This window comes from Actinophytocola sp. (assembly GCF_045807065.1).
Lineage (GTDB): Bacteria > Actinomycetota > Actinomycetes > Mycobacteriales > Pseudonocardiaceae > Actinophytocola.
Map to the genome: position 1 here is coordinate 1 of NZ_JBJMIE010000040.1, position 12,888 is coordinate 12,888.

At 69.0% G+C, this 12,888-nt stretch carries 10 protein-coding genes; 9 read left to right on the forward strand and 1 reads right to left on the reverse strand.

The features are described 5' to 3' along the window. Positions 1 to 524 precede the first annotated feature (524 nt). From ACJ73U_RS02240 to ACJ73U_RS02255, 4 genes are all read left to right on the forward strand, one after another. Positions 525 to 1,430 carry a proline iminopeptidase-family hydrolase gene (locus ACJ73U_RS02240; protein WP_407775796.1) on the forward strand — a complete coding sequence of 302 codons (906 nt, stop codon included), beginning with the start codon at positions 525 to 527 and terminating at the stop codon, positions 1,428 to 1,430. Positions 1,431 to 1,433: 3 nt separating this feature from the next. Beyond that, positions 1,434 to 2,897 (forward strand): APC family permease, encoded by a 1,464-nt coding sequence (locus ACJ73U_RS02245; RefSeq protein ID WP_407775797.1) that lies wholly within the window; start codon positions 1,434 to 1,436, stop codon positions 2,895 to 2,897. 238 nt (positions 2,898 to 3,135) lie between these two features. Then, entirely contained in the window at positions 3,136 to 6,237 is a 3,102-nt protein-coding gene (locus ACJ73U_RS02250; protein ID WP_407775798.1) for a glycoside hydrolase family 2 TIM barrel-domain containing protein, read from the forward strand. Positions 6,238 to 6,444: 207 nt separating this feature from the next. Next, a complete protein-coding gene (locus ACJ73U_RS02255) occupies positions 6,445 to 6,618 on the forward strand; it encodes a hypothetical protein (protein WP_407775799.1) in 174 nt (57 codons plus the stop codon). A gap of 353 nt (positions 6,619 to 6,971) precedes the next feature. Here the strand turns inward: ACJ73U_RS02255 and ACJ73U_RS02260 are convergent, their stop codons facing one another. Beyond that, a complete protein-coding gene (locus tag ACJ73U_RS02260; RefSeq protein WP_407775800.1) occupies positions 6,972 to 7,778 on the reverse strand; it encodes a helix-turn-helix domain-containing protein in 807 nt (268 codons plus the stop codon). A 122-nt stretch (positions 7,779 to 7,900) separates the two neighbouring features. Between ACJ73U_RS02260 and ACJ73U_RS02265 the strand changes: the two genes are divergently transcribed. The 5 genes from ACJ73U_RS02265 to ACJ73U_RS02285 all read left to right on the forward strand — a co-directional run. Further along, positions 7,901 to 8,755: an oxidoreductase gene (locus tag ACJ73U_RS02265; protein WP_407775801.1), complete on the forward strand. Its 855-nt coding sequence runs from the start codon at positions 7,901 to 7,903 to the stop codon at positions 8,753 to 8,755. Beyond that, the gene (locus ACJ73U_RS02270; protein WP_407775802.1) at positions 8,752 to 9,411 is read left to right on the forward strand and encodes an SDR family NAD(P)-dependent oxidoreductase; all 660 of its coding nucleotides are present in this window, start codon (positions 8,752 to 8,754) and stop codon (positions 9,409 to 9,411) included. Before ACJ73U_RS02265 ends, ACJ73U_RS02270 begins: the two co-directional genes overlap by 4 nt. A 165-nt stretch (positions 9,412 to 9,576) precedes the next feature. Beyond that, on the forward strand, positions 9,577 to 9,747 hold the full coding sequence (locus ACJ73U_RS02275) for a serine hydrolase (protein WP_407775803.1): 171 nt from the start codon (positions 9,577 to 9,579) through the stop codon (positions 9,745 to 9,747). A 483-nt stretch (positions 9,748 to 10,230) separates the two neighbouring features. After that, complete coding sequence (locus ACJ73U_RS02280) at positions 10,231 to 11,364, forward strand: MFS transporter (RefSeq protein ID WP_407775804.1); 1,134 nt, start codon at positions 10,231 to 10,233, stop codon at positions 11,362 to 11,364. 392 nt (positions 11,365 to 11,756) lie between these two features. Beyond that, positions 11,757 to 12,888, forward strand: a 1,132-nt coding sequence (locus ACJ73U_RS02285) for an AMP-binding protein (RefSeq protein WP_407775805.1), incomplete at its 3' end; no start/stop codon positions are given.

Consider the following 12,888-nt stretch of genomic DNA (forward strand, 5'->3'; position numbering starts at 1 on the left):
CCCGACGGAATGAGAATCCCGTGCCCGTCCCATGAGATGGGCACGGGACTCTCACGGCCACCAACAGTGGACCGCGCGCACCGCGGCAATCACCTCCAACCCGCCTCATCGACGAGAACACGGTCGACGACCTGCTGGACATGTTCATGGCCGCCTACAGCACCACCCGGTGAACAGACCCGCAGCCCGGTGCGCCCGAGCCACCGCAGGCCGCAACCTCCAGACCCACAACCGACTTGGCCACAGGCGTCGCCGCCGAGACCAGCGCCAACCGCGACCGGGTCGTGCCGACCCGGCTCGCCGGCGTGCACTCCGGCCGCCACTCCCCATCGTGGGCGTTCGCAGGGTCGAGCACGTGGACGAGGCGATCGCGGGCGCGGCGCTGGAACTGACCGAGGCCGACGCGAACGCCTGGACTCGGTCGCGTGACAAGATGCTTTTCACGGCAATCCCCGAATGGGTCTTGTCGGGGGGTCGCGCGCGGAGCAGGGTGATTTTCGGGGGATCCTGCGACGGAGGCTCTCATGGCGCCCGTGACCGAAGGTATGGCGAAGTTCGGCGACTACCAGACCTGGTACCGCATCACCGGGGAACTCACCTCGGACAAGGCCCCGCTCGTGGTGCTGCACGGCGGGCCGGGATGTGTGCACGACTACCTCCTGTCGATCGCGGCGGTAGTCGACACCGGCCGTCCGGTGATCCACTACGATCAGGTGGGTAACGGCCGGTCGACGCACCTGCGGAACAAGCCGCCGGAATTCTGGACCGTGCGACTGTTCCTGGACGAGCTTGAGTCTCTTGTGGACACTCTGGGAATCGCCGGGCGCTACCATGTGCTGGGTCAGTCCTGGGGTGGCATGCTCGCGGCCGAGCACGCGACGCTGCGTCCGGCCGGCCTGCGTGGGCTGGTGATCTGCGACTCGCCGGCGTCGATGGAACTCTGGGTCGCCGCCGCCGGCCGGCTGCGCGCCGAGCTCCCGCCCGGGGTGGACGACGTACTCCGGGCGCACGAGGAGGCCGGCACCACCGACAGCGAGGACTACCAGCGCGCCATGCGGTTCTTCTACGACCGGCACGTGTGTCGCGTCGTGCCGTGGCCGCCCGAAGTCGAGCGGACGTTCGCCGCGATCGACGACGACCCGACGGTGTACCTGGCCATGAACGGGCCGAGCGAGTTCCACGTCATCGGCAGCCTGCGCGACTGGTCCATTGTAGACAGGCTCGGCTCGGTGGCGGTGCCGGCGCTGATCGTCAGCGGCGAGTTCGACGAGGCCGCGCCGGACACCGTACGGCCCTACCAAGAGCGGATTCCGGAAGCCCGCTGGGAGATCCTCCCCGGCTGCAGCCATATGCCGCAGGTGGAGGACCCCGGCCGGTTCATGCCGCTGGTCACGGGGTTCCTCGACTCCCTCGACGCGGCGGGGGAGTGAGCCATGGCCGGCGACACCATCCCGAACCAGCCGACCGGCGCGTCGTCGAGCGCGCCGTCACCGCAGCCCTCGCCCGAGGCCGAACTGCGCAAGTTCGGTTACCAGCAGGAGTTGCACCGGTCGCTGAGCTTGTGGGACCTCCTGGTCTACGGCCTGGTGTTCATGGTGCCCATCGCCCCGTTCGCCATCTTCGGCCTGGTGTTCAACGCCTCCCACGGCATGGTGCCGCTGACCTACCTCATCGGCCTGGTCGCCATGCTCTTCACGGCGTTGTCGTACCGCACGATGAGCCGGGCGTTCCCGGTGGCCGGCTCGGTGTACTCCTACGCCGGGCGGGGGATCGGTGACTCGGCAGGGTTCATCGCGGGCTGGGCCATCCTGCTCGACTACCTGCTGGTGCCGACCTTGCTCTACGTCACGGGCGCGGTCGCACTCGCGACGGTGGTTCCCGGTGTGCCGCAACAGGTATGGGTGATCATCTTCGTGGTGTTCAACACCGTGGTGAACCTGGCCGGCATCCGGTTCGCCGCGTGGGTCAACCTCGCGTTCCTCATCGGTGAGCTGGTGATCCTGGCGATGTTCGTGGTATTCGCGGTGATCGCTATCGGCAAGGGCGCCAACGGCGCGCACTGGTCGCTCACCCCGTTCTTCAACGCCGACGAGTTCACCCCCAGTCTGATGTTCGGCGCGCTGTCGATCGCCGTGTTGTCGTTCCTGGGTTTCGACGCGATCTCGACGCTGTCCGAGGAGGTCTCCGGCGACACCAAGCTGATCGGTCGCGCCACCGTGCTGTCGCTGTGCATGGTCGCGCTGCTGTTCGTGGCCCAGACCTACCTGGCCGCGCTGCTGGTCCCCGGCCGGACCCAGTTCGACACCGAAGACGCCACCAACAGCGCCTTCTACGACCTCTCGGAGGCGGCCGCCGGGCACTGGATGCTGGTCGTCATGGCGGTCACCGTGGCGCTGGCCGCCGCCGTGGCCAACAGTCTCGTCGCGCAGGCCGCCACCTCACGGCTGCTCTACTCCATGGGCCGCGACCGCACCCTGCCGAAGTTCCTCGCCCACATCAGCCCCGGCCGCGGCGTCCCCGACCGCGCCGTGCTCCTGGTCGCCGCGCTCAGCCTGTTCCTGAGCCTCGTCTTCGTCGGCCAGATCGGCTTCCTGTCGACCCTGGTCAACTTCGGCGCCCTGGTCGCGTTCCTGCTGCTGCACGTGTCCGTCGCGGTCTACCACTTGATCAAGAAGCGCCAGCGCACCTACGGCATGCACCTCGTGGTCCCACTGGTCGGTTTCGTGATCATCGGCTACGTCCTCGTCAACGCCGGCACCCCGGCCAAGATCGGCGGCCTCATCTGGCTCGCGGTCGGCATCGTCCTGCTCACGATTCGCAAGCTCACCGGCCGCTCCAGCACCCTCAACCTCGACGAGGCGGACGCGGGACACCAGGACGGGGTCAGCGCCAGGTGAGTGACAGACCTACGAGCCGGTCGACGACCTCGCCGCGGCGGCCGGCGAGGACGCCTTCCCGTGGTCGACCTGTACAGGGGCCTGGTCAGGTGTCCGCCAGCGGTCGGATGCTGTCGAATAACTGTCGAATCTGTGATCCGGCGTTGACAGTTGGTTACTGCGCGGAAATACTCCGGTTTGTTCTTGTCGAGTCTTGTCTAGATCGTTCGGCATCGCGTTCGAACTTGTGGAGAGTGCCGTGGAGCGCAGACTGTTCGGTGGACTCCTGGTCGTGATCCTTGGCGGCGCGCTCGTGATCGGCCCGGTGACCGGCGCCGCGGCGGCCCCCGTCGCGGCAGCGGATGGTTTCGGCGCGGGCTGGAAGTTCGCCCTGGCCAATAGGACCGGCATCACGGATCCGACCGGAGCGTTCGCGCACGCGCAGGATCCGGACTACGACGACTCGGCGTGGCGCACGGTCAGCGTGCCGCATGACTGGAGCATCGAGCTCGACCCGACGCCCGAGGGCGGGACCACCAGCGGCACCGGTTTCCTGCAGGGCGGGCTCGGCTGGTACCGCAAGACGTTCACGCTGCCCAGGTCCACGACGGGCAAGCGGATCACGGTCGAGTTCGACGGCGTCTACATGGACTCCACGGTCTTCGTCAACGGGCAGGAAGCGGCCAACCACGCCTACGGCTACACCGGCTTCGCGGTCGACCTGACCCCGTTCGCGCACACCGACGGCCGCACGGCCAACGTGATCGCGGTGCGCGTGCGCAACCAGCTGCCCAGCAGCCGTTGGTACTCCGGCAGCGGCATCTACCGCAACGTGCACCTCGTCGTCACCGACCCGGTGCACGTGGTCCGGCACGGTGTCTACGTGACCACCCCGGACGTGGCCGGCACCATCGGGTCCGGCTTCGCCACCGTGCACGCCCAGACCACGGCGGTCAGCGAGCGCGGCGCCACCCAGGCCACCGTCGTGTCCACCGTGACTGATGCGAGCGGTCGTACGGTGGCGTCGCGCAGGACGGAGCTCCAGCTCGGTGGGGAGGCGCGGACCGGCGGGGTCGACCTGCGGGTGGACCGTCCGAGGCTGTGGTCGATCGAGAAGCCCTACCTGTACAGGCTGCGGACCGAGATCGTCGTCGCCGGCCGGGTGGTGGACCGCACCAGCACGCGGTTCGGCATCCGCTGGTTCGACTTCGACCCGAACGAGGGCTTCTCCCTCAACGGGGTGCCCACCAAGCTCAACGGCGTCGACCTGCACCACGATCTCGGGGCCCTCGGCGCGGCGGTCAACAAGGACGCGCTGCTGCGACAGATGAAGATCATGAAGAGCATGGGCGTGAACAGCTTCCGCACCTCGCACAACCCACCCTCACCGGAGATGATCGAGGTCTGCGAGGAGTTGGGCATCGTGATGATGGTCGAGGCGTTCGACACCTGGCGCACCCCGAAGGTCCAGTTCGACTATGGGCGGTTCTTCGACGCGAACAGCGACGCCGACGTCGCCGAGATGGTGCATGCGGCCAAGAACTCCCCGGCCGTGGTGCTGTGGTCGATCGGCAACGAGATCCCGGACTCGACGAACACGGCCGTCGGCGTGCCGATCGCGCGGCGCCTGATCGCCGACGTGAAGGCGGTCGACACCACGCGGCCGATCGTCATGGGGTCGGACAAGTACCGCAGCGTGCCGGCGCCGGGTTCGGCCCAGGACCAGATCCTGGCTCTTCTGGATGGCATGGGGCTGAACTACAACACCGCCGGTTCGGTGGACGCGCTGCACGCGCGTTATCCCGACAAGTTCTTCTTCGAGTCGGAGTCCTCCTCCGAGACCTCCACCCGTGGTGTGTACCAGGATCCGCACCTGCTCAACACCGGGGAGAACTACACCCCGGGCATGCGCGGCACCTCCTCCTACGACAACAACCTGGCGTCCTGGACGATGAGCGCCGAGTACGGCCTGAAGAAGGACCGCGACCGCAAGTACTTCGCCGGCCAGTTCCTGTGGTCGGGCATGGACTACATCGGCGAGCCCACCCCGTACGACGTGTTCCCGGTGAAGGCCTCGTTCTTCGGCGCGGTGGACACCGCCGGCTTCCCCAAGGACGCCTTCTACGCGTTCCAGAGCCAGTGGACCACCGAGCCGATGGTGCACCTGGTGCCGATGAACTGGACCGACCACCAGCCCGGCGAACCGGTCACCGTGTGGGCATACTCCACAGTGGACACTGTGGAGCTGTTCCTGAACGGCAGGTCCCTCGGTGTGCGCACGTTCGATCACAAGACGACCGCCGACGGTCGGGCGTACCTGGAGACCACCGAGGCGACGGGGGACGACAAGAACGTCACCACCGGCCCGTTCCCCGGCAGCTACACCAGTCCGGGCGGCAGCGCGGGCAAGCTGCACCTGACCTGGGAGGTGCCGTACGCGCCGGGCAAGCTGGTCGCCGTGGCCAAGCGTGGCGGGCACGTCGTGGCAAGCGACGAGGTCGTCACCGCCGGAGCTCCCGAAGGCCTGCGCCTGACTCCGGACAAGCGCAGGATCACCGCCGACGGCACCTCGCTTTCGTTCGTCACCGTCGACGTGGTGGACCGGGCCGGCACCGTGGTGCCGAGCGCGGTCAACCCGATCACCTTCACCGTCCACAACGGACGACTGGTCGGACTGGACAACGGCCGCCAGGAAAGCGCTGAGAACTACAAGTCCACCACCAGAACGGCGTGGGCCGGCAAGGCGCTCGCCATCGTACAGTCCAGCGACCGGGCCGGGCCGATCACGATCACGGCCAACTCGCCAGGCCTGCGCACCGGACGGGTGACCGTACGCGCCACGTCCTCCGGCCGAGACCGCACCGCTGACACCGCACCCGCCGTCGCGGTGTCCCCAGTGGATGAAGCAGTGTCAGGCGGTCCCACCGCGGACGCCAGCTTCTCGGGTGCACCGAACACGCTTCCGGCAGCCATGCTGGACGGCAACACCGCCAGCGGTGGCTGGTCCAACTTCTACCGCAAGGCAGCCACCGCGCTGCTCCCCGCGGTCAGCGCGGCGCACCAGCAGGACTGGGTATCGGTCTCCTGGCCACACCCCCAGGCGTTGAGCACCGCCACCGCGTACTTCACCATCGACACAGCTCGAGCCCTCCCCGCCGGCGTCGCACTGTCCTACTGGGACGGTCGGAGGTTCCTCCCGGCCCGGAACGTCCGAATCACCTGGGCGACCGCGTCCAACCAGCCCACCACGATCACCTTCGACCCGGTCCGCACCACCCGGATCAGGCTCGTCATGACCAGCCGCGCCCCCAACACCCCTACCGGCTTCCTCCAGATCGCCGAACTCCGAACCGCCGCCTGATGCCTTTCACGAACGGACCTCGTCGGCGTGCTCACGGAGGCTCCGTGCCGCAGGTGGTGCCGACCGGGGGCCTGCCTTTCGCTCACTTCAGAGCCTTTTGACTTGACCGCGTCGCGGAGATAGGCCACGAACTCGGCTGTACTCATCGGATCGAGTCGAATCTTCGGCACACCTGGGAGGGCTTGTCGGTCACCGGGGCGGCGTCTGTTGACTTCGTCGCTGTCGGTGGCGGGCAACATCGCGGATGTCGCCGCCGGCGTGACGCAGTCCGCGGCGTCGGGTGTGACGGCGGCCGCGACTCCCAACGCCGACCTCACCGAGGAGGACGTCGCTGTCGCCGTGGAGCAAGCGCGTGCGGCCACTCTGGTGGAGACACTGTGAAAGGAAGGAAGTGGTGGAACATGGTGGACTTGAAGGAGCCGTCGCCGAGGTCTGGACAAAGGCGGACGAGGACGGGAACAGTCCGCACACCGTTGGAATGGCTCGTTTCGAGGGACAGGTCTGTCGCGTGTAGACCGCGGTCTTCATTTCCACAGCGTTGTGTGCCGACGCAGTTCGGGTACGTTGTCGCCGATTGAGTGAGCGTCCTCGGCGGGATGGCCGTGGTTGTTGGCGTGAGGGCTGTTCGGGTGAGGGCGCGTGGGGTTCGGCGAGCCGGACTGAGGACTGGGCGGCTGTGTGGTGGCGGGGTGTGCCCCAACGGCGTGGGACGGAATGTCAGCGACCGGGCGTGCTCAGACGAGGCCGCGCAGTGCTTCGTCGTCTGTGCTGCCGGGTTGGGGGTAGTACACGTACAGCACATGGTCCTCGGGTCCAGCGAGCGCGAAGGTCTCGAAACTGAGGCGGAGGACGCCGATGCCGTCGACCCGCAGCCGTTTTTCGCCTACCACGCGGTCGTACACGTCGTGGGAGTCCCACAGCGCCCGGAACGTGTCGCTACGCTCGCGCATGCTTGCCACGAACGCGGTGAGTTCGGCGTGGTGCGTGGCCGCGGTGGCGCGCAGGCCGGCCACGGCTTGCAGGCTGATGTCGTCCCAGTCGGGGTAGACCTCCCGTGCGCGCGGGTCGAGGAAGGTGAACTCGATCAGGTTGCATCCGGGGCTCCACGCCGGGTTGACTCGGGCGGCGAGCGCGGTGCCGGCCAGCACGTCCCGGTTGGGGCCGACGACGAAGGCGGGCAGGTCGGCCCAGCGCTCCAGCAGGTGCAGCACCCCCGGCCGAACGGTCGGGGCAGGGATTGCGTGGGGGTCGGCCGGGGCCAGCGCCGGCATCGCGAGGGACCACAGGTAGGTCCGCTCGGTGTCGTCCAGCCGCAGCGCGCGGGCCAGGGCTTCGAGGATCTCGCGGGAGGGATGCCGGTCACGGCCCTGCTCGATGCGGGTGTAGTAGGACGGGCTGAGCCCGGCCAGCAGCGCCAGCTCCTCGCGGCGCAGCCCCGTGATGCGCCGTCGCGTGGTGGCGACGACGCCGGCGGACGCGGCGTCGATCTTCTCCCGGCGACCGCGGAGGAAGGAGCCGAGCCGGTTGTCGTCAGGTGCCATCCAGTGTGATTTTACCGCTTTTCGCGGGCCTGGCCACTCGTGCGCCACGGCGAAGCTGACCCTGCGGGAGCCACCCTCAAGGGGGCGTGGCACGCCTGCGGGTCCGCTGGTGCCATGGAGGCATGTCGAACGAAACACGCCAACCGCCGGTGTGGCTGATCACCGGATGCTCCAGCGGTCTGGGCCGCGCCCTGGCCGAGCACGCCCTTGGGCGGGGTGATCGGGTCGCGGTCACCGCCCGCGACCGCGCGACCGTGACCGATCTCGCCGACGGACACGGCGACCGCGCGCTGGCGCTGCGGTTGGACGTCACCGACCCCGCGTCGGTGGCCTCGGCCGTCCAGGCCTGCGAAGAGACGTTCGGTCGCGTCGACGTCCTCGTGAACAACGCCGGTCACGGCTACCTGGCCGCCATCGAAGAGGGCGAGAACGCCGCGGTCCGCGCCCTGTACGAGACCAACGTGCACGGCGTGGTGACGGTCCTCAAGGCCGTGCTGCCCGGCATGCGGGCCCGCCGCTCGGGACGGATCGTCAACGTCTCGTCCTTCGGAGGTCTGGCGGCCTTCGCGGCGACCGGCTACTACCACGCCACCAAGTTCGCCCTGGAGGGCCTGTCGGAGTCGCTGGCCGCGGAGCTCGCGCCACTCGGCATCGCGGTGACGATCGTCGAGCCGGGTGGCCTGCGCACCCGATGGGCAGGGGCGTCGATGCGGCAGTCCCCGACGCGCCTGGACGACTACGAGCAGACCGCGGGCAAGCGTCGCGACGCCACGTTGGCCGTGTCCGGCCGCCAGCCTGGCGACCCGGCACGGGCCGCCGCGGCGATCGCCGCGGTCGTGGACATGGACACGCCGCCCCTGCGGCTGCTGCTCGGCTCCGACGCGCTCGCCGGAGCACGCGCCCACCTGGACCGGATGCGACGCGAGATCGACGGCAACGAGGCACTGACCACGAGCGTGGACCTGGAGGAGGCGTGAGCGGCACGGGTGCGTTCGTCGTGATCGGGGCCGGGCCGGGCCTGGGCGCCGCGGCGGCCCGCCGGTTCGGCTGCGAGGGACATCCCGTCGGACTGATCGCGCGCAGCGCGGAGCACCTGCGGGACTTGGCCGCCGAGCTGGCCGCCGAGGGCCTCACGACAGCGGCCGAGACCGCGGACGTCACCGACACGCGGGCCCTCGCGGCGGCGCTGGGCGCGCTGCGCGAGCGACTCGGCCCGATCGAGGCGGTGCTGTTCAGCCCGCGGCCGAGCGTGGCGTGGATCAAGCCAGTGCTCGACACCGGGCCGTCGGACGTCGCCGGCGCGCTGGCGCTGAACGTCGTCGCCGCCGTGGCGGCCGTCCGCACGGTCTTGCCGGACATGCGCCAGAAGGGACACGGCACCCTGCTGTTCACCACTGGCGGCGCCGCCGTCGAACCACACCGCGACCGCGCGGTCTCTGGCATCGCCTATGCGGCCGAGTCGGCCTACACGCGCATGCTCCACGACGCGCTCACCCACGAGGGCGTGCACGTCGCGCAGGTCACGGTGGTCGGACCGATCGGACCCGGAGCCCGGCACGAACCGGACACGGTGGCCCAGGAACTGTGGCGGCTCCACACCGAACGCGACCAGCCACTGGTCATCCTGCGCTGACCCCGCCCCACGGTGCCGATACCGAGCGAACGGCGCTCGTCATGCTGCCCGATGACATGCCGGCATGTCATCGGCATGGGGGTTGGCTCGATTCTCCCGTGGGCCGGTTGTCCCTGACGTCGTCGTCACCGAGTTCGACCGATGAAGGGGCGACGATGACGAGCGTTGTGGCAGACAGGGAGCAACACCAAGGCTTTCACGTCTGTGGTGGTGCTCCAGTTGGAGGCCGAGGGCAGACTGTCCATTCACGACAAGCTGGGGGCTTCGCTGCCGCGGTACCCGGCGTGGCGTGACGTCACGATCGTCGGTGTGGGTGTCCGCGGCGGGCGTCGGTGAGCACGGTGCGTCGGTCGGCGGCTTTGGCGGCTGTCAGGCCGTAGTGATGTCGGCGGGTGTGTGCAGGCCGCGTTTCGCCGCCACTTGGACAGGACCCCGATGAGCTACCTGCGGCGGGTGCGACTCGACGGCGCCCACCGCGAACTCGAAGGCGATCCTGCGGCGCACACCCGTCCAGGCACCACCGGGACGGTATCTCCTGGACTGGACGCGCCCTACAGGCGCAAGCGGCAGTGGTAAGATCGACACCGTTGCATCTAGGGTTCCGCTCCAGCCGGCATCGAGGTCATGGCGGCGCGAGGTCCGCGACCAAGCGATGCCAGCGTCGGGCGTGCCCGCGCCGCAACTAACGGGACAAAAGCCCTGAGGTCACTTTCGGCTGAGTGACTTCAGGAGGCTCTTGTGACATCCGCGGGTTGGCACATTTACGGCGGGTATCTCCGGGTTCTGCGGACTCCGAGGACACCGCGTCTGGTCGCGGCGATGTTCGTCGGCCGACTGCCCAACGGGATGTTTCCCTTGGGCATCGTGTTCGTGCTGCATCAGCACTCGGGTTCGTACTCGGCCGCGGGCGCAGCGCTGGCCGCGCTCATGCTCGGCATCACGTGCAGCGCCCCGTTCCGAGGGCGAGCGGTCGACCGTTGGGGACAGTCCCACACCTTGATCCCCCTCGTCGTGGTCCAGGCCACGACGATGACCGCCTTCCTCCTGGCAGTGTGGGCCAAACCGAGCACTCTGATCGTGATCCCGCTGGTGGCCATGGTGGGCGCGACGAGTTCGACACTCGGCGGATCGATGCGACAGATATGGCCGACGCTGGTGCGATCGGCGCGTGACCTGCCCGCCGCGTACGCGCTGCAAGCCCTGCTGGAGGACCTCATCTCAGTGGCCGGCCCGCTGATCGCCTCCGCACTGTTGTTGGTCGCCCCGCCGATGGCGATCCTGGTCTTCGCCGAGGTCGCCGCGCTCACCGGGACCACTGTCTTCGCCACGGCCACGGCCTCGCGTGCCGCCACGGGACGCCCTGCCCGGGGTTCGAGCCTGCTCGGTGCACTGAGCACACCGGGGATGCGCACGCTGGTGCTGACCCTGCTGGCCGCCGGGATGGTGGTCGGCATGCTCTACATCGCCGTGCCCGCCTTCACGCAGGGCCCAGACGGTGAGTCTGCCGGGACGCTCCTGGCGGTCATGGCCGCCAGCAGTATGGCCAGCGGCCTACTCTACGGCGGCCGCACGTGGACCTCTGACGCCGATCGTCGCTACCTGTGGCTCGCGGGGCTGTTCGCCGCCGCGGCGGCCCCGCTCGCCTTGGCGACCACCGTCACGCAACTCGGTGTGCTGCTGGCGTTCGTGGGCCTCGCCTACGCACCGAGGATGATCTCGGCGTACCTCCTGCTCGACGACCTCGCCCCGGCTGACTCCCTGGCCGAGGCATACACCTGGTTGGTCAGCGCGTCCGCCGCCGGCACCGCCCTGGGCTCCGCGATCGCCGGCCCGATCACACAGCACGCCGGCCCGCAGTGGGCGCTCGCCGGCACCGGGGCCGTGGCTCTCACCAGCTACGCCCTAGTAGCCGCCAGGCGCGAGACCCTCAAACATCGAGATCCCCGCCCATAACGACGAGGCCACCGGCGACACCACGCCGACGCGATCGACCCGCGCGACCACCGCCGTGTCCTCGAACTCGGCATCGATGACCTACATGCCGGGCACGGGCTGGACTGGCGCCCAGTTCCAAACCAGACGATGGCAGATGACACCGGCTCGAGGATTCGCGAGGGTGGTTGCGCGGAGGCTTTGCATTTCCGAATACTCGGATATCGAACATCGAGGATTAGTTGCCCAATCTGGTGTACCTCTGTCGGTGTATTCGCATGGCCTGCCGACGTACCAGGCGTTGGGTTCGAACAGAGTATCTCTGGTCGTGGCTGCGGAAGACCCGCTAGCGTGGTGCAGAAAATTTTTGGGGGTGTCGCAGTTGGTCCTGGAACTCCGTGGAGGCTGCAGAAATGACGACCTTTGTTCGACCCTCGATTGATCCCGAGCTGGCGCGGCATTACCGGAACAACGGTTGGTGGCGGGACACCACTTTCCTCGACGACCTGGCGGAGTTGGTGGACACGTGCCCGGACGAGCCGGCGATGATCAACGGTCGTGCCGGTGACCGCATGGTACGAGTGGTTTCCTACCGCGAGTTCGACCAACTTGTCCGGCGCATCGCGGGCGGCCTCGACGACTTCGGTGTGCGGGCCGGTGACGTGGTCGCCTTCCAGTTGCCGGACTGGTGGGAGACGGTGGCGTTGTTGCTGGCGTGTCTGCGGGTCGGTGCGGTCGCCCAGCCGATCGTGCCCCACCTGCGCGCCAGGGAGATCGAGCAGGTGCTGGCCAGGACGGGGGCACGGGTCTGCGTCACGGTGGACACCTGGGCCGGCTACGGTCACGCGCGGGCGCTCGCCGAGATGGCGCCACGGCTGCCGGGGTTGCGGCAGCGGGTCGTGTTCGGGGATGCCGCGGACACCGGCGCGGCGGACTTCCACGAGTGCTTCACCAACCGGCCGGACCCGGACCTCTCCTCGCTGTCGCCCGTGGCCCCGGACCAGCCGTCGGTGGTGCTGTTCACGTCAGGCAGCACCGGTGAGTCCAAGGGGGTGCTGCACACCTGCAACACGATCTACGCCGGCACCAGCGGGCTCACGGCGGAGGCGATGCGGGCACCGGGAGCGGACCGAGCCGTGTCCACGATGAGGTTGAGCCACGTCGCGGGCCCGCTGTGGTCGGTGTTCGGGGTGCTGCTGACCGGTGGCGCCGGCGTGTTCCAGGACGTCGCCGACCCCGACCGCATGCTCGACCTGATGGCGCGTGCGGACGCGACCCGGCTGCTGACCTCCCCGCCGCACCTCGCCGAGCTCATGGCCGCCCAGCGCGAGCGGCCCCGCGATCTGACCTCGCTGCGCACCGTCATGGTCGGTGGCGCGACGATTCCGTCCGACATGGTGTCGATGGTGCGGGAGACGTTCGGCGTGCCGCTGCGCGCGGTCTGGGGCATGACCGAGAACGTGGTGGGCACGGCGGTGCGTGCCGACGACCCGCAGGACTGGTCCGCGCACAGCGACGGCAGGCCGCTGCCCGGTCTGGAGGTGC

What these genes read in the sequence shown, in the direction of transcription:
- ACJ73U_RS02240 (WP_407775796.1), top strand. Translation starts at nt 525, where the DNA reads ATGGCGCCCGTGACCGAAGGTATGGCGAAGTTCGGCGACTACCAGACC.
- ACJ73U_RS02245 (WP_407775797.1), top strand. Translation starts at nt 1,434, where the DNA reads ATGGCCGGCGACACCATCCCGAACCAGCCGACCGGCGCGTCGTCGAGC.
- ACJ73U_RS02260 (WP_407775800.1), bottom strand. Translation starts at nt 7,778, where the DNA reads ATGGCACCTGACGACAACCGGCTCGGCTCCTTCCTCCGCGGTCGCCGG.
- ACJ73U_RS02265 (WP_407775801.1), top strand. Translation starts at nt 7,901, where the DNA reads ATGTCGAACGAAACACGCCAACCGCCGGTGTGGCTGATCACCGGATGC.
- ACJ73U_RS02280 (WP_407775804.1), top strand. Translation starts at nt 10,231, where the DNA reads ATGTTCGTCGGCCGACTGCCCAACGGGATGTTTCCCTTGGGCATCGTG.